The 16,779-nt window shown below is 71.5% G+C and carries 12 protein-coding genes; 9 read left to right on the forward strand and 3 right to left on the reverse strand.

The window, feature by feature from the left end; genetic code table 11:
• Positions 1-60: 60 nt before the first annotated feature.
• From P8T65_RS28565 to P8T65_RS28575, 3 genes are all read right to left on the reverse strand, one after another.
• Positions 61-1,074, reverse strand: coding sequence for a LacI family DNA-binding transcriptional regulator (locus P8T65_RS28565; RefSeq protein ID WP_316728059.1), 1,014 nt, complete (start codon positions 1,072-1,074; stop codon positions 61-63).
• Entirely contained in the window at positions 1,071-3,356 is a 2,286-nt protein-coding gene (gene yicI / locus P8T65_RS28570; RefSeq protein ID WP_316728060.1) for an alpha-xylosidase, read from the reverse strand. Before yicI ends, P8T65_RS28565 begins: the two co-directional genes overlap by 4 nt.
• 139 nt (positions 3,357-3,495) lie before the next feature.
• Complete coding sequence (locus tag P8T65_RS28575) at positions 3,496-4,887, reverse strand: MFS transporter (protein ID WP_316728061.1); 1,392 nt, start codon at positions 4,885-4,887, stop codon at positions 3,496-3,498.
• Positions 4,888-4,970: 83 nt separating this feature from the next.
• Here P8T65_RS28575 and P8T65_RS28580 point away from each other — a divergent pair, with 83 nt between their 5' ends.
• The 9 genes from P8T65_RS28580 to P8T65_RS28620 all read left to right on the forward strand — a co-directional run bounded on the left by P8T65_RS28580 (position 4,971) and on the right by P8T65_RS28620 (position 16,735).
• On the forward strand, positions 4,971-5,945 hold the full coding sequence (locus P8T65_RS28580) for a LysR family transcriptional regulator (RefSeq protein ID WP_316728062.1): 975 nt from the start codon (positions 4,971-4,973) through the stop codon (positions 5,943-5,945).
• Positions 5,946-6,105: 160 nt separating this feature from the next.
• Positions 6,106-7,092, forward strand: a complete 987-nt coding sequence (locus tag P8T65_RS28585) for a hypothetical protein (RefSeq protein WP_316728063.1) — start codon at positions 6,106-6,108, stop codon at positions 7,090-7,092.
• Positions 7,092-9,410 carry a glycosyltransferase gene (locus P8T65_RS28590; RefSeq protein ID WP_316728064.1) on the forward strand — a complete coding sequence of 773 codons (2,319 nt, stop codon included), beginning with the start codon at positions 7,092-7,094 and terminating at the stop codon, positions 9,408-9,410. The genes P8T65_RS28585 and P8T65_RS28590 overlap by 1 nt, the downstream gene beginning before the upstream one ends.
• Positions 9,407-10,660, forward strand: coding sequence for an acyltransferase (locus P8T65_RS28595; RefSeq protein WP_316728065.1), 1,254 nt, complete (start codon positions 9,407-9,409; stop codon positions 10,658-10,660). The genes P8T65_RS28590 and P8T65_RS28595 overlap by 4 nt, the downstream gene beginning before the upstream one ends.
• Positions 10,661-10,871: 211 nt before the next feature.
• The gene (locus tag P8T65_RS28600) at positions 10,872-11,582 is read left to right on the forward strand and encodes a hypothetical protein (protein ID WP_316728066.1); all 711 of its coding nucleotides are present in this window, start codon (positions 10,872-10,874) and stop codon (positions 11,580-11,582) included.
• Between the two features lie 151 nt (positions 11,583-11,733).
• Positions 11,734-12,177: a helix-turn-helix transcriptional regulator gene (locus P8T65_RS28605; RefSeq protein ID WP_316728067.1), complete on the forward strand. Its 444-nt coding sequence runs from the start codon at positions 11,734-11,736 to the stop codon at positions 12,175-12,177.
• A 196-nt stretch (positions 12,178-12,373) separates the two neighbouring features.
• Positions 12,374-13,753: a serine hydrolase domain-containing protein gene (locus P8T65_RS28610; protein WP_316728068.1), complete on the forward strand. Its 1,380-nt coding sequence runs from the start codon at positions 12,374-12,376 to the stop codon at positions 13,751-13,753.
• 202 nt (positions 13,754-13,955) lie between these two features.
• On the forward strand, positions 13,956-15,338 hold the full coding sequence (locus P8T65_RS28615; RefSeq protein ID WP_316728069.1) for a nitrate/nitrite transporter: 1,383 nt from the start codon (positions 13,956-13,958) through the stop codon (positions 15,336-15,338).
• A 242-nt stretch (positions 15,339-15,580) separates the two neighbouring features.
• A complete protein-coding gene (locus P8T65_RS28620; RefSeq protein WP_316731770.1) occupies positions 15,581-16,735 on the forward strand; it encodes a uroporphyrinogen-III synthase in 1,155 nt (384 codons plus the stop codon).
• Positions 16,736-16,779: the final 44 nt, after the last annotated feature.

Genomic DNA, 16,779 nt, shown 5'->3' on the forward strand with positions numbered 1-16,779 from the left:
GCCCCGCTGCCATGACGGCAGCGGGGCTCTCGTCATTTCTCAGCGGGCACCGACACCCGGTCATCCCGTCACCCGGCGGGCCGTGCTCGCGCGCACGGTCAGCCGGGGCGCGAGCAGGGTGGCCTCCGGGACGGGCGTGCCGGAGAGCTTCTTCATCAGGAGGGTCACCGCCTGTTCGCCCACCTCCGCCGCCGGGATCCCGATCGAGGTGACGGGGACGGGGAGGGCGGTGGCGAGGTCGTCCGGGCACAGGGCCGTGATCGAGAGGTCGGCGGGGACGCGCAGGCCCAGGTGCTCGAAGGCGTCGACGAGAGGCTCCAGGACGGCCTCGTTGTGGATCACCACACCCGTGAGGGCCGGTTGTTCGCGCAGGAGCCGTTCCGCGACCGCGCGGGCCGCCGCCGGGGTGGCCTCGCAGGGGTGGACGGTGGAGGCCATGCCGTTGCGGGTGGCGGCGGAGGTGAAGCCCTGGACGACACGCTGGGCGAACGACGTCTGGCGGACGTAGACCTCGGGCGGCGAGCCGATCAGCCCCACCACCCGGTGGCCCAGGCCGGCCAGATGCTCCACACACAGCTCGCCCGCCGTCCTGAAGTCCAGGTCGATGCAGGTCAGGCCGGAGGGGTCGGCGGGAAAGCCGATCAGGACCGAGGGGCGCTCCAGCGTGCGCAGCAACGGCAGCCTCGGGTCGTGGAGTTGGACGTCCATCACGATCAACGCGTCCACCAGGGCCGAGTCCGCCACCCGCCGCAGGCCCTCGTCGCCCTCCTCCTGCGTCAGCAGCAGGACGTCGTGGTCGTGCGCGCGGGCCGTCGTGACCGCCGAGACCGCGAACCGCATGACCACCGGCACATGGATCCCGGCCCGTAACGGCACCACCATCGCCAGCACGTTCGACTTGCGGCCGGCCAGGGCGCGGGCACCCGCGTGCGGGCGGTACCCCAGCTCGCGGATGGACGCCTCGACCCGCGCCCGCGTCTCCGCCGAGATCGGGCGCTTGCCGCTCAGCACGTACGAGACGGTGCTCGGGGAGACGCCCGCGTGCCGGGCCACGTCCGTGATCTTCACTGTCACTTCGACCTCGTTTCCGCGGGAGCGGACTCCCCGTCCAGGTCCAGCGTCAGGAATCCCGTGCCCGCCTCCGCCCGGACCTCACGCCCGTCCGCCGCCAGTCCCCAGGGCGCCGCCGGGTCGCCGCAGGAGGCCCGCAGCACGTTCCCCTCCCGTACGACGGTGAACGTCACCGCGCCCACCGGGACCGTCACCTGGGCGCCGTGTGTGAGGCCGTACGCGTGCAGGGTGACCCCGTCGGCGTGGTCGTGGTCCGGGCGGTCGACCCTCGCGCCGACCGGGACGACCGCCCCTGGCCGGACCAAAAGCGGCACGCTCAGGAAGTCGTGCCGTTCGCGGACCCAGCGGGGGCCGGTGACCGTCCCGCCGTCCGGGAAGCGGGTCCAGGTGCCCTCCGGGACGTAGTACGTGACGTCCCCCTCGTCGTCGAAGACGGGCGCCACGAGGAGGTCGGGGCCCAGCATGTACTGGCGTTCGAGGTGCGCGCAGCCCGGGTCGTCCGGGAACTCCAGCACCATCGCCCGCATCATCGGCACCCCCTCGGTGTGGGCGGTGCGCGCGGCCTCGTAGAGGTAGGGCATGAGGCTGAGCTTGAGGTGGGTGAACTTCCGCAGCACGTCGACCGATTCGTCGTCGAAGAGCCAGGGGACCCGGTATGACGACGAGCCGTGCAGCCTGCTGTGGGAGGAGAGCAGGCCGAAGGCGATCCAGCGTTTGAAGAGGGCGGGCGAGGGGGTGCCCTCGAAGCCGCCGATGTCGTGGCTCCAGTAGCCGAAGCCCGACAGGCCCAGCGACAGGCCGCCCCGCAGGGACTCGGCCATCGACTCGTACGTGGACTCGCAGTCGCCGCCCCAGTGGACGGGGAAGCGCTGGCCGCCGACCGTCGCCGAGCGGGCGAAGAGGACCGCATCGCCCTCGCCCCGGTGTTTGCGCAGGACGTCGAAGACGGTGCGGTTGTACAGGTAGGTGTAGTAGTTGTGCATCCGCTCCGGGTCCGTGCCGTCGGACCAGGTCACCTCCAGGGGCACCCGCTCGCCGAAGTCGGTCTTGAAGCAGTCGACGCCCTGGGCGAGCAGCCTTTCCAGCTTCGACGCGTACCACTCGCGCGCCGCCGCGCTGGTGAAGTCGACCAGTGCCATGCCGGGCTGCCACAGATCCCACTGCCAGACACTGCCGTCCGGTCGGCGCAGGAGATGGCCGAGGGCCTTGCCCTCCGCGAAGAGCGGGGAGCGCTGGGCGACGTACGGGTTGATCCAGACGCTGATCCTCAGGCCCCGGCGCTTCAGGCGGGCCAGCATGCCCTCCGGGTCGGGGAAGACCCGGGGATCCCACTCGAAGTCGCACCACTGGAACTCGCGCATCCAGAAGCAGTCGAAGTGGAAGACGGACAGGGGCAGCCGGCGTTCCCGCATGCCCTCGATGAAGGAGGTCACCGTCTCCTCGTCGTAGGAGGTGGTGAACGACGTCGACAGCCACAGGCCGAACGACCAGGCGGGCGGGAGGGCCGGGCGGCCGGTGAGGGCCGTGTACTTGCGGAGGATGTCCTTCGGGGTGGGACCGTAGATGACGTAGTACGTGAGCTGCTGGGTCTCCGCGCTGAACTGGACCCTGGACACGACCTCCGAGGCGACCTCGAAGGACACCTTGCCGGGATGGTCGACGAAGACGCCGTAGCCCGCGTCGGTGAGATAGAACGGCACGTTCTTGTAGGCCTGTTCGGTGGCCGTGCCGCCGTCGGCGTTCCAGATGTCCACCACCTGGCCGTTCTTGACCAACGGGCCGAAGCGTTCGCCGAGGCCGTAGACGGAGGTGCCGACGCCCAGGTTGAGCTGTTCGCGCAGGTAGTGGGCGCCGGACGCCTCGCGCATGATGCCCATCGACTTGGGGCCGCTGGAGGTGAGCGTGCGGCCGTGGGCGAGGAAGTCGACGTGCCAGGGGCCGGTGCGGGAGACCCGGACCGACAGCTCTCCGGCGGTGAGCGTGGCGTGCTCGTCGTCGTAGGAGGTGTGCGGGGTGAACTCCTCGCTCGACAGCTCGAAGCGTGGGCCGCGGGGCCGTTCGCCCTCGAAGTGGGTGAACGTGACACCGATGACGTCGGGCATCGGTGCGTGGGCGCTGATCGTCACGACCGGTCCCTTCAACAGGTCGCCGCGGTGGCGGACGGGCTGGGTCGGGGCATGCACCTCCAGGGCGCCGCCGTCCGTCGCGGTGACGTCGAGCACCTCGACCGGGTACGCGGCGGTGACACCCTCGCGCAGCAGCCAGTAGCCGTCGGTGAACTTCATGGGGCCCTCCTCTGTGGATGCCCCCGCCGCAAGCCGAGGGAGGAAGCGAAGCCCCTTCGGGGCCCCGATCGTCGAACGGTGTGGTCGAATCGCTTCGATGAATGAAGTCGAAGCGCTTCGACGGAAGGTAAGGGTGGGCTCAGAGCGCGTCAATGGGCGGGCGGGAATTCGTCCGGATCGCGGCGATCAGCAGGGCAAGGGCCGCCGCTGCCACCGGTACCGCGAAGCCGGTGACGCCGGGGGCGAGGCCGGTGCCCGCCGCCGGGTCGTGTTCCGCGACCCAGCCGCCGAGGGCCGAGCCGCCCGCTATCCCGCCGAGCAGACCGGTGACGGCGAGGGTCATGCCCTCGTTCAACTGGCCCTGCGGGGTGCGGTGCTGGACCAGCGCCATGGCGGTGACCATCGTGGGGGCGGTGGCCATGCCGGCGAGGAGGAGGGCCGGGGCGAGGAACAGCAGGGAGCCGGTGGTGGCGGCGGTGAGCCAGGGCAGCGCCATCAGGGCGGTCATCGCGGCCAGGCACCTGCGGAAGCGGTGTTCCGCCGGGCCCGTCACCCGCAGCGTGCCGTACGCCAGGCCAGCCGCGCAGGAGCCGGCCGCCTGGAGGCCGAGGATCACCCCCGCCGAGGAGGCGTGGCCCCGGGCGTCCGCGTAGGCGATGGTGACGACCTCCAGGGAGCCGAAGACCGCGCCGGTGGCGAGGAAGACGGCGAGCAGCGGGGGGATCCCGGGGGTCCTGAGGGGGGACTTCGCGGTCGTACGGCCCGTGGGCGGTGGTTCCGTGGCGCGCTGGGCGGCGAAGAGCAGGACGCCGGTCATGCAGAGCATGCCGCCGATCAGGGTGCCGGCCTCGGGGAACAGGGTGGTGCAGAGGAAGGCGGCCACGACCGGGCCGAGCATGAAGCAGAGCTCGTCCGCCGCCTGTTCGAAGGAGTTGGCGGTGTGCAGGGCGGCCGGGTCGTCCTTCAGCAGGTGGGCCCAGCGGGCGCGGGCCATGCCGCCGGTGTTGGGGGCCGTGGCGGTGGCCGCGTAGGAGGCGAACAGGGTCCAGTCGGGGGCGTTCCAGTGGACACAGGCGATCAGGCCGAGGCCGCCGAGGAGGGCGACGGCGGTGGCGGGGACGGCGATCCTGGCCTGGCCGTGGCGGTCGACCAGCCGGGCGGTCCAGGGGGCGACCAGGGCGGTGGCGGTGAGGCCGGTGGCGACGACGGCGCCGGCGAGGGCGTAGGAGCCGCGGGTGCCGGCGATCATGAGGATCGCGCTGATGCCGAACATGCCCATGGGGAGGCGGGCGAGGATGCCTCCGGCGGTGAAGCGGAGGGTGCCGGGGATTTGGAAGAGGGCGCGGTAGGGGGTGGTGACGCCTGATGGGGTGGGGGTGGTTGTGCGTCGGCGGGTGCGGGGCCGGTGGGGGTTTTCGCGCAGTTCCCCGCGCCCCTTTGGTCGGCGGGGGCGGAAGTCGGCTGCCACGAGTGTGTCGGCTGTGACGGTCAGCAGCGGGCTGTGCTGCTCGGCGGGTTCGTGGTGCGGCATGGCGCAACCCTCGCTCCGGTCATGATCCACCGTCCAACACCTGGTCCGTGGTGATTCACGCGGCCTGGTTGTAAATTCGGCGGATGTCCTCCCTGCCCCGTGCTGTCGAGCCCCGGTTGTTGCGGGGGTTTCTCGCCGTCGCCGAAGAGCTGCACTTCACCCGGGCCGCCGCCCGGCTCTACGTCGCCCAGCAGGCGCTCAGCCGGGATGTGCGGCGGCTGGAGCGGGAGTTGGGGGTGGAGCTGTTCGTGCGGAGCACCCGGCAGGTGGTGTTGACGGGGGACGGGGAGCGGCTGGTGCCCCACGCGCGGCGGGTGCTGGCCGCACACGAGGAGCTGATGGCCGCGTTCCGGCAGGTGCGGCCCCTGCTGGTGGACCTGAACTCGCCGGGACTGGAAACCGGGGCACGCGTGCTGCGGCGGGCCCGGGAGCTCGCGCCGGAGCTGGAGTTGATGGCCCGCTACGAGAGCGGCTTGACCTACGCGGCCGCCGAGATCCTCGCCGGGCGGCTGGACGTGTCGTTCGGGAGGTTCGCCGGGCTCGAACCGGGGGTGCGGGCACGACTCGCGCAGCAGCCGGTGCGGTACGCGCCGATGACGGTGATCCTGCCCGCCGACCATCGGCTGGCCGCGCTGGACGCCGTACCGCTGGCGGAACTCGCGGGCGAGCGGGTGTACGCGGGCGCAGGGAACTCCCGTACGCCGGAGTGGACGGATCTGGCGGCGCGGCTCTTCGAGGGACGGGGCATCGAGGTCGCGGCGCCCGCCCCGTTGGCCGTGGGGGAGGAGGAGTTCCAGCGGATCATGGCCAAGATGAGGGCGCCGGTGCTGGCGGTGGTGGACTTCCCGCCCATGCCGGGCACGGTGACGCGGCCGCTCGTCGACCCCGTGCCGCTGTCCCCGGTCTCGCTGGTGTGGCGCAAGGGGTTCCGTCATCCGGGGCTCGACGCGTTGCGGCGGGCCGCCGCCGAGCTGGCGCGGGCGGAAGTATGGCTGGCACATCCGGAGGACGGGTGGATTCCGCCCACAGATGCACTCATCATGATGACCTTCACCTGACGTCATACACATACACATCTTTTCCGCCCATACATTCGTTGGCCCGGGTGCGTGTGATGGGTGGGGCGCCCCGGATCGGGTGGGGGCCCGGTCCGGTACAGAAAAGTGCGACAGTCCGGCATCGACCACGCGCTCGGAACGATCCCGTGGGGGGAAGTGCGTGCACGTCGACAACTGGCCCAAGGGCATTCAGCCGAAGCGGACCGAGGGCGAGGGCCCGGGTCCGGGCCGTAGTGGCAGTGGCAGTGGCAGCGGTTCGTCGGACGAGGTGGTCTGGCCCGACGCCGCCGGCAGAACGGGAACCGTCTCCCAGGTGGAGGCGAGGCCCTGGGAGCAGCCCGACCAGCCCGGGCGCAACCACGATCCGCACGAGGTGACCGTGCAGCTCGACGGCGTCGGGCGTGAGGTGGAGGAAGGGACCGGAAGGCACGCCGGCCGGAACGGGGACGCGGCGGGCGCCGGTCAGGACTCCGACGGGCCGGTCTTCGTCGACGAGTCGGGACGGCGCCGCAACCTCTACCGGCGGCTCGGCATCGCCGTCGGCACCGCCTGCGCGGCGTACGCCGTGGTCATCGTCGGCACTCTGGTGTCGGGCAACTCCGACGCGCCCTGGCTGCCGGTGCCGATGCAGAAGGGAGACAAGCCGGCGGGCAAGGTGGACACGCCTCCGGAGCCGGCCGAGTCGGACGACCGGTCCGACACGGCGGACGGTTTCGTCCCGGACGCCGGTCAGGGCGGCGGCCGCGCGGGCGCCACGGTCTCGCCCGGTGGCAAGTCGCCCACCGGCGCGTCGGGCCGGGCCGGGCAACCGGAGAAGTCCGCCGGTGCCCAACCCTCGGCCGCGCCCAGCGCCGGAGTGGTCCCGCAGCCGAAGCCGAGCACCAGCGCCAAGGACCCCGAGCCGTCCGCCTCCGAGTCCGAGCCGCCGAAGGTCGACCCCAGCCCCTCGGACTCGCCCTCGCCAGCGCCCTCGGACACCACCGACCCCGGTCCCGCTCCGGACGGCGGCGGCACGGACACCGTCGCCGGCGGTCCGGCCTCCCCGGCACCCGTCGAGCCGGCCCCGGCGACCTCGGACAGCTCTCCGAGCCCGCAGGAGCCGGCGGGCCCGCAGGAGGACCCGCAGAACCCGGAGACCCCCGCCTGATGACCCGCTCCCAGCGCGGCGGTACGCCTTCGAGTGCCGCCAAGCGCCCCTCCCGTCCACCGCAATCCTCGAACACAGGTACGGGCGGCACCGCCGACAGCCCGGGGAACGGCTCCGCGAAGGCCAAGCGGTCGCGCAAGAGCCCGAAGAAGCGCTCCGGGCGGCGCCTGCCGCTGCGCTACCTGCTGCCCTGTGTGCTGCTCCTCGCCCTGATGGCCATGCTCATGCTGCGCGGATACGTGCACAGCGAGATCCTCGCGGACCACCGGGTCGGGCCGCCCATCTCGAACGACCGGGTGCCGAAGAAGATAGTGAACGGCGGGCCCGTGATCGACACCCGCTCCGGACGGCAGCTCGCCCTCGACGTCCCCGATTACGAGCTGGTGCTGACCTTCGACGACGGGCCCGACCCCAAGTGGACCCCCAAGGTCCTCGACACGCTGAGGAAGCACGACGCCAAGGCCGTCTTCTTCATCACCGGCACCATGGCCTCCCGCTACCCGGACCTGGTCCAGCGGATGGTCGACGAGGGCCACGAGATCGGTCTGCACACCTTCAACCACCCGGACCTCTCGCTCCAGACCAAGGACCGCATCGACTGGGAGCTCTCCCAGAACCAGCTGGCGCTCGCGGGCGCCGCCGGCATCCGTACCTCGCTGTTCCGGCCGCCGTACTCGTCGTTCTCGGAGCGCATGGACAACCGGACCTGGCCGGTGACGCGGTACATCGGCAGCCGCGGTTACATCACCGTCGTCAGCGACACCGACAGCCAGGACTGGAAGCGGCCGGGCGTCGCCGAGATCATCCGCCGGTCCACGCCCGAGCGCGGCGAGGGCGCGGTCGTGCTGATGCACGACTCCGGCGGCGACCGCTCGCAGACCGTCGTCGCGCTGGACCGCTACATCCCGCAACTCCAGGTCAAGGGCTACAAGTTCGACACCCTGACCGGCGCCCTGAAGGCCCCCAGCGCGCACACCCCGGTCACCGGCCTCGGCCTGGTGAAGGGCAAGGTCTGGGTCACCCTGGTGCAGGTCTCGGAGAAGACGACGAGCGTCCTCGTCGTCGCCCTCGCGGTCGTCGGTGTCCTCGTCCTCGCCCGTTTCGGCCTGATGCTGGTCCTGTCCCTCGTACACGCCCGCCGGGTCCGCCGCCGGAACTTCCGCTGGGGTCCGGACGGGCCGGTCACGGAACCCGTCTCGGTGCTCGTCCCCGCGTACAACGAGGCCAAGTGCATCGAGAAGACGGTCCGTTCCCTGGTGGCGAGCGACCACCCCATCGAGGTGCTGGTCATCGACGACGGCTCCAGCGACGGCACGGCCGGCATCGTCGAGGAACTGGGCAAGGACCTGCCGGGCGTCCGCGTCGTACGGCAGCTCAACGCGGGCAAGCCCGCCGCCCTCAACCGGGGCATCGCCAACGCCCGGCACGAGATCATCGTCATGATGGACGGCGACACGGTCTTCGAACCGTCCACCGTCCGCGAACTGGTCCAGCCCTTCGCCGACCCGCGCGTCGGCGCGGTCGCGGGCAACGCCAAGGTCGGCAACCGGGACACCCTCATCGGGGCCTGGCAGCACATCGAGTACGTGATGGGCTTCAACCTCGACCGCCGGATGTACGACATCCTGCGCTGCATGCCGACCATCCCCGGCGCGGTCGGGGCGTTCCGCCGCACGGCCCTCGAACGCGTCGGCGGGATGAGCGAGGACACCCTCGCCGAGGACACCGACATCACCATGGCCATGCACCGCGACGGCTGGCACGTCGTCTACGCCGAGAACGCGCGCGCCTGGACCGAGGCACCGGAATCCGTCCAGCAGCTGTGGTCCCAGCGCTACCGCTGGTCGTACGGCACCATGCAGGCGATCTGGAAGCACCGGGGCTCGCTCTTCGACCGGGGCCCCTCCGGCCGCTTCGGGCGTGTGGGCCTGCCGCTGGTGTCCCTCTTCATGGTCGTGGCGCCCCTGCTGGCCCCGCTCATCGACGTCTTCCTGCTCTACGGGCTGATCTTCGGGCCCACGGAGAAGACCATCGGCGCCTGGCTGGGCGTCCTGGCCGTCCAGGTGGTCTGCGCGGCCCTCGCGTTCCACCTCGACAAGGAGCGCATGACCCATCTGATCTCCCTCCCGCTGCAGCAACTCCTCTACCGCCAGCTGATGTACGTCGTCCTGCTCCAGTCATGGATCACGGCGCTGACCGGCGGCCGGCTGCGCTGGCAGAAGCTGCGGCGGACGGGGGCCGTGGGGCTGCCCGGCGCGCCTGCGGACGGGGCGGCCGTGCCGCAGCAGCAGTCGGGCGAGCGGAGGCCCGTCGGATGAGCACCCTCGCACACGGCTCCACACCACCGGACTCCACACCACCGGACGCCACGCAGTCCGACCCTGCGCAGTCCGGTTCCACCGCGCCGGGCGTGCCCCCGCAGGCCGCCGGATCGCAGGACCCGCCCGCCCGCGCCCCCGGCCGGGACCGGTACTTCGACCTCCTCAGGGCCCTCGCTCTCTTCCGGGTGGTGCTCTACCACCTCACCGGCTGGGCCTGGCTGCCGCTCCTCTTCCCCTCCATGGGCGTGATGTTCGCCCTCGCCGGCAACCTCATGGCGCGCTCGCTGAAGCGCCCGGCCCTGGGCGTCGTCCGCGGCCGCCTGCGCCGACTGCTGCCGCCCGTGTGGCTGCTCGGCGTCGTCGGCGTGACGGCGATGGTGGTCCAGGGATGGGGGCCGGACGCGGACGGGCACCCCGCCTGGTGGTGGTTCCACCTCACGTTCTGGATCCTCCCGATCAGCGACCCGCCGTACGCCGAGGGCCTGCCCGCAGTGCACGGCCTCATCGGCGCCGACTGGGCCGCGGAACTCGCCGGACCGCTCTGGTACGTCCGCGCCTACGTCTGGTACGTCGTCCTCTCCCCGCTGCTGCTCCGCGCGCTGCGGGCGGTGCCGGCAGTGACGGTCCTCGCGCCGATCGCGCTGGCAGGGGTCTTCGAACTGGGCCTGCTCCCACTGCCGGGCGAGCGGTTCGCGTCGGGGTTGACGGACTTCAGCACCTTCGGCGCCTGCTGGATCCTCGGCATGGCCCACCAGGAGGGCATCCTCGCGCGCCTGCCGCGCTACCTCGTCCCCTCCGTGGCCCCGGCGGTGGCCCTGGCCGGCCTCTGGTACGCCCTGAACCACGACTTCGGCACCGGCAACGACCTGGACAGCATGCCGTTCGCCCAGGCGCTCTATTCCGTCGGCACGGTGGCGCTGCTGCTGCACATCAGCCCGTCGTGGCAGGAGTGGCCGGACCGGCTGCGCCGCTGGGACGGACTGATCACCCTGCTCAACGCCCGTGCGGTGACGATCTATCTCTGGCACAACACCTGCATCCTGATCGCCGCGACCCAGTGGGACCGGCTGTGGAGCGTGGTGTTCCTCGAACGACACGTGCCCTGGCTGCTGGAGAGCGTCTGGCCCGTGCTGGTCGTGACCTGGCTGCTGATCGCCGTCTGCGTCGTCGCCTTCGGCTGGGCGGAGGACCTGGCGGCCCGGCGCAGACCCCGATGGTGGCCGAGCCGCCGTGTACTGACCCGGTAACCAACCGGGATACGCACTTGCGTACGACTGACCGGGTGTTGGATGTTGGGCTCGCTTGAGGCAGGTGTTCCGCGCACTGCTCGCCTCGCCGAAGCGACTCAAGGAGTGACGCCCGCCGATGACCCAGCCTCCCGGCCAGCCGCCGTACGACGGTTACGGAGCCCAGCCGCCGCAGCAGCCGTACCCGGGGGCGTAGCCGCCCCCGGGCCAGGTGCCCGGCCAGCCGCCGAACCCGTACGCGACGGCTCCGCAGCAGCCGTACGGGGTCGGCGGGCAGCCGCTGTACGGGGCACCGGGGGCGCCGAACTACGGCCCGCAGTACGGGGGTTACCCGCCTCCGCCTCCGCCCTCCGGCGGTAGCGGTGGCAAAGTCGCGATGATCGTCGTGGCCGCCGTGGCGGCGCTCGCGGTGATCGGCGGGGGCATCTTCCTCCTCACCGGCGACGGGGACGACGACACCACGGCCAAGCCCCGGCAGAGCGTCTCGGCCTCGGAGACCGACGCGGCGACCCCGACGGAGGAGGCTACGGACGACGCCACCGACGAGGGTCTCGGAACGCCCGACGGCGGTTTGGACGACGGCGGTTCGACCACCGCGCCCGCCAAGGGCGTCGAGGGCCAGTGGCAGGACGACGACGCCCGGACCCTGACCATCGGCGCCGAGCAGACCAGCGGCGACGGCAAGGGCCAGCACCCGCTCTCCTACATAGACATGGTCGGCGGCAAGGGCATCCTGACCGGCGTCGGCGCCTACCGCGACGACAACAACTTCCGTATGGCGCTGACCCCCATGGCCTCCAAGGACGTCAGCGACGAGGACGTCACCTTCGCCACGGTCCGCCGCTCCGGCGACGACGTGATCATCACCTGGGAGAAGGGCGGCACGGACAGACTCGGCTACGTGGGCGAGTCGTCGAGCTGACGCGCCCGGGTTACCTCGGTGGGGGTGGGCCGCGGTCGGGGACCCACCCCCACCGCTGTGTCCCGGGGCAACCAAGCGGCGGAGCGGTGACGACTACATCGACCGGAGGGCCGGCTCGGGGCCGGTTCCGGTCGGAGGAGGAGCGTCGGTCATGAAGAGCGATGCCGGACACATCGACGCGTTCGCGGCCTGGATGGAGGGCGTGATGCGGGCGCGCGGGTACGACATCGACAGTCCGCGGGGCGGTGGGAAGACCAGGCTGGCCGAGGACGCGGGGGTGCACCGGGCGGCCATCACCCGGCTGCTGCAGCGGCGGAGCATGCCCGATCTGGAGACGATGCGTGGGCTGTCCCGGGCGCTCGGTGTCCCGGTGCGCGACGTCCTGATCCGCTCGGGCAAGTTGACCGAACAGGACCTGCCCCAGCCCCCGGCCCCGCCCGGGCCCGGCACGGCCCCCGGCGGCAACGCCCTCTCCGCCGAGCAGGCGGCGACCGCGCTGGGCATCCCGGAACACCGCCGGGCGGCGTTCGTCCGGATCACCGAGCGACTCAGACACGGCACGGAGCCGGACGTGAACGGCCGGGCGGGGGACTGACCGCCCGCCAGGCCGGAGCCGTTGGCTCCCCCCACCCCCGAGGCCGCGCACGGCGACTGCCGGGCGCGGCCTTTTGCTCGCCCACCTGGGTACGCCGTTCTCTCTTGCGCACACTGTTCGCAGTGCGTACAGTGTTCTGGGTCGCCGCGCAGGACGCGGCGGCGGCCTCGCACCCACGCTTCCCGGAGGTTCCGCCATGTCCCAGCCCGCCGCCCCCGCCCTCGACCTCGCCCACTGGCAGCGCCGCCTCGACACCCTCCGCGCCACCCACGACGTGCCCGGCGCGAGCCTCGCGTTCGTCGTGGACGGTGAGGTCCACGAACTCGCGAGCGGGGTGCTGAGCCGCGCGACCGGCGTGGAGGCCACCACCGACTCCGTCTTCCAGCTCGGCTCGATCGCGAAGGTCTACACCGCCGCCCTGGTCATGCAGCTGGTGGAGTCCGGCGAACTCGACCTGGACGTCCCGGTGGTGAAGGTGCTGCCGGAGTTCGCGACCGTCGACCCGGCCGCCACCGAGGTCATCACGCCCCGCATGCTGCTCTCCCACACCAGTGGCCTGACCTGCGACTTCCACATCGACACAGGGCGCGGCGACGACGCGATCGCCAAGTACGTCGAGGCCGCGAAGGGTGTGGCGATGGACTGCCCGCCGGCCACGGCGGTGTCGTACAGCGGTATCGGGTACGTCGTCCTCGGGCGGATCGTCGAGGTCCTGACCGGGCTGACCTGGGACCAGGCCCTCAAGGAGCGCGTCTTCGCGCCGCTCGGTCTGACGCACTCCATGACGCTGCCGGAGGAGGCGCTGCCGTTCCGTGCGGCGATGGGTCACCTCGCGGGGGAGGACGGGACGCAGACCCCGGCCCCGGTCTGGGACCTGATGCCGCGCGCGGCCGGCCCGGGTGCCCGGGTGCTCGCCACCGCCGGAGACGTCGTCCGGTACGCCAAGGCCCACCTCGACGGCGGCGCCGGCGTCCTCAGCCCCGAGACGGTGACGGCCATGCAGACCCGCGAGACCGACGTCCCCGACAAGTGGACGGTCAGCGCCGACGGCTGGGGCCTCGGCTGGACGCTCTACGACTGGGACGGCGTCCCGGGCTACGGCCACGACGGTGCCGCGACCGGCCAGTACGCCTTCCTGCGCGTGGTGCCCACCCGGGGCGTCGCCGTCGCGCTGCTCACCAACGGCGGTTCCTCCCGCCTCCTCTACGCCGACCTGCTGCGCGAGCTGCTGGCGGAGCTGGCCGGAATCACCCTGCCCGCCCCGTTCGCCCCGCCCGCCGAGCCGCTCACCGTCGACATCACGCCCTGGACCGGTACGTACAAGAGGGAGGGAGTCGTCATCACGATCGGCGAGAGGAACGGCACACCGCACCTCACGTACGCCTTCGTGGACGGCATGGTCGGTTACTCGCCGGACCTGGAGATGGACCTCGTGCCCCTGTCGGAGACGGTGTTCGCCGGTGCCGGCGGCGGTGCCTCGTTCGCGGAGGACTGGATGCCTGTGGTCTTCGCCACGCTGAGCGACGGCACGCGGTGCGCCTACATTGGCATGAGGGCCGCGCCGAAGGTGGCGTGACCACCGGGTATCCGCCAGGTGACGACCCGGTATGACGCCCCGCTCACCGATTCCTCACCGGCCGGTCCCCCCGCTCGTGAGAGCAAAGTTCCTTTCCGGTCACCCGGTGCCACAGCCAGGAAACGCGCTCTCCCTACCTTCGGGACTCATCACCCCTCATCACCGCATCGCGACACCGGAGCCCGGAGAACGTGGAGGCGTCATGACAGCCCCGAGCACTGCCCCCGCCGCAAGCAGGGGAGGCCGCTGGATCGAACACTGGGATCCGGAGAACGAGGCCTTCTGGAACGAGACAGGCGCGAAGATCGCCCGGCGGAACCTCTGGTTCTCTGTGCTCTCCGAGCACATCGGGTTCTCCATCTGGACCCTCTGGTCGGTGATGGTCCTCTTCATGGGTCCCGAGTACGGGCTCACCCCCGCCGACAAGTTCTTCCTCGTGGCCATGGGCACCCTGGTCGGCGCGCTCGTGCGCGTGCCGTACACCTTCGCCGTCGCCCGCTTCGGCGGCCGCAACTGGACGATCATCACGGCGAGTGGGCTGCTCATCCCGACCATCGCCGCGTACATCGTGATGGAGCCGGGCACCTCGTACTCCACGTTCATGCTCTGTGCGGTGCTGGCGGGCATCGGTGGCGGTAACTTCGCCTCCTCCATGACCAACATCAACAGCTTCTTCCCGCTGCGGAAGAAGGGCTGGGCGCTCGGTCTCAACGCGGGTGGCGGCAACATCGGCGTGCCGGTGGTGCAGCTGATCGGGCTCGCGGTCATCGGGGCGAGCGGCGGCCCGCGGCTGCTGCTGGGCATCTACATCCCGCTCATCCTCATCTCCGCCCTCTTCGCCGCCCTCTTCATGGACAACATCTCGTCGGTGAAGAACGACACCGGAGCTGCCCTGGAGGCGGTGAAGGACGGGCACACCTGGATCATGTCCTTCCTCTACATCGGCACCTTCGGATCCTTCATCGGCTACAGCTTCGCCTTCGGCCTCGTGCTGCAGACGCAGTTCGGTCGTACACCTCTGCAGGCGGCCTCGATCACCTTCATCGGCCCGCTGCTGGGCTCGCTGATCCGTCCCGTGGGCGGCTGGCTCGCCGACCGCTTCGGCGGCGCGAAGATCACCCTCTGGAACTTCGCCGCCATGATGGCGGCCACCGGTGTGATCGTCGTGGCTTCCATGCGGGAGTCGCTGCCGCTGTTCAGCGTGGCGTTCATCGCGCTGTTCGTGCTCACCGGGCTCGGCAACGGCTCGACATACAAGATGATCCCGGGCATCTTCCAGACCAAGGCCGTCGCCATGGGTCTGACGGGCGAGGCCGCCGCCGCGTACGGTCGACGCCTGTCCGGTGCATCCATGGGGCTCATCGGCGCGGTGGGCGCCCTCGGCGGCCTCGGCATCAACCTGGCCTTCCGGCAGTCCTTCCTCTCCGTGGGCTCCGGCACCGGCGCCTTCGTCGCCTTCCTCGCCTTCTACGGGCTCTGCTTCGCGGTGACTTGGGCCGTATACCTTCGCCGTACGGTCTCGAACACGGCTGCGACCACCGCCACGACGGAATCGAAGCCGCAGCTCAGCTACGCCGAGGTGTGACATCGCCCATGCCGTGACACGGGCGACGTAACACCAGCGACATCAAGCCGAACCGAGCCTGTCACGCGCCGTTGACAGGCTCGTTCGGCATGTGGGTCCGCCAATCGGTGCACCCGCACGCACAGAGCTTCGACTGAGTGCAACGACTCGACTGCGGGACGAGAGCCATGTACGACGAACAGCAGCGACCCGAGCGATCAGATCGAGCCGATCGACCAGACAGGACGGTTCTGATGGATCGGATGGACCGGACGGACCGGGAGGCGCGGACCGAACACGGGCCGCTCGCGGGGTTCACCGTGGGCGTCACCGCTGCCCGCAGGGCCGACGAACTCGGGGCACTGCTCCAGCGCCGCGGAGCCGCGGTCCTGCACGCCCCCGCCCTGCGCATCGTGCCGCTCGCGGACGACAGCGAACTGCTCGCCGCGACGAAGGACCTGCTCGACCAGGCCCCCGACATCGTGGTGGCGACGACGGCCATCGGCTTCCGCGGCTGGATCGAGGCGGCGGACGGCTGGGGCCTGGGCGAAGCCCTGCTCGACCGGCTGCGCGGTGTCGAGGTCCTGGCCCGCGGACCGAAGGTGAAGGGCGCGATCCGCGCCGCCGGGCTCACAGAGGAGTGGTCCCCCTCCTCCGAATCCATGGCCGAGGTGCTCGACCGACTGCTGGAGCACGGCGTCGAGGGCCGTCGGGTCGCCGTCCAGCTGCACGGCGAACCGCTCCCCGGTTTCGTGGAGTCCCTGCGCGCCGGGGGAGCGGAAGTGGTCGGCGTCCCCGTCTACCGCTGGATGCCCCCCGAGGACATCACCCCGGTCGACCGCCTCCTCGACTCCACGATCGCCCGTGGCCTCGACGCCCTCACCTTCACCAGCGCCCCCGCGGCGGCCTCCCTGCTCTCCCGAGCCGAGGACCGGGGCATGCTCCCGGAGTTGCTCAACGCGCTGAACCACGACGTCGTGCCCGCCTGCGTGGGCCCGGTGACGGCGCTCCCCCTCCAGGCCCACGGTGTGGACACGGTCCAGCCCGAACGCTTCCGCCTCGGGCCCCTCGTCCAACTCCTCTGCCAGGAACTCCCCGGCCGCGCCCGTACGCTGCCCATCGCCGGCCACCGGGTGGAGATCCGCGGCCACGCGGTCCTCGTCGACGGCGCTCTGCGCCCCGTCCCCCCGGCCGGCATGTCCCTGCTCCGCGCGCTCTGCCGCAGGCCGGGCTGGGTCGTCCCCCGCTCCGACCTCCTGCGCGCCCTGCCCGGCGCCGGCCGCGACGAACACGCAGTGGAGACGGCGATGGCCCGCCTCCGCACGGCCCTCGGCACGCCCAAACTGATCCAGACGGTGGTCAAACGCGGCTACCGCCTGGCTCTGGACCCGGCGGCGGACGCGAAGTACGACGCGTAGGCGGGAACGGCGCGGCAGGGACTTCGACTGCGGGTACGTGGGGG

It is taken from the genome of Streptomyces sp. 11x1 (assembly GCF_032598905.1).
GTDB lineage: Bacteria > Actinomycetota > Actinomycetes > Streptomycetales > Streptomycetaceae > Streptomyces.

What these genes read in the sequence shown, in the direction of transcription:
- yicI (WP_316728060.1), bottom strand. Translation starts at nt 3,356, where the DNA reads ATGAAGTTCACCGACGGCTACTGGCTGCTGCGCGAGGGTGTCACCGCC.
- P8T65_RS28575 (WP_316728061.1), bottom strand. Translation starts at nt 4,887, where the DNA reads ATGCCGCACCACGAACCCGCCGAGCAGCACAGCCCGCTGCTGACCGTC.
- P8T65_RS28580 (WP_316728062.1), top strand. Translation starts at nt 4,971, where the DNA reads ATGTCCTCCCTGCCCCGTGCTGTCGAGCCCCGGTTGTTGCGGGGGTTT.
- P8T65_RS28590 (WP_316728064.1), top strand. Translation starts at nt 7,092, where the DNA reads ATGACCCGCTCCCAGCGCGGCGGTACGCCTTCGAGTGCCGCCAAGCGC.
- P8T65_RS28595 (WP_316728065.1), top strand. Translation starts at nt 9,407, where the DNA reads ATGAGCACCCTCGCACACGGCTCCACACCACCGGACTCCACACCACCG.
- P8T65_RS28605 (WP_316728067.1), top strand. Translation starts at nt 11,734, where the DNA reads ATGAAGAGCGATGCCGGACACATCGACGCGTTCGCGGCCTGGATGGAG.
- P8T65_RS28610 (WP_316728068.1), top strand. Translation starts at nt 12,374, where the DNA reads ATGTCCCAGCCCGCCGCCCCCGCCCTCGACCTCGCCCACTGGCAGCGC.
- P8T65_RS28615 (WP_316728069.1), top strand. Translation starts at nt 13,956, where the DNA reads ATGACAGCCCCGAGCACTGCCCCCGCCGCAAGCAGGGGAGGCCGCTGG.
- P8T65_RS28620 (WP_316731770.1), top strand. Translation starts at nt 15,581, where the DNA reads ATGGACCGGACGGACCGGGAGGCGCGGACCGAACACGGGCCGCTCGCG.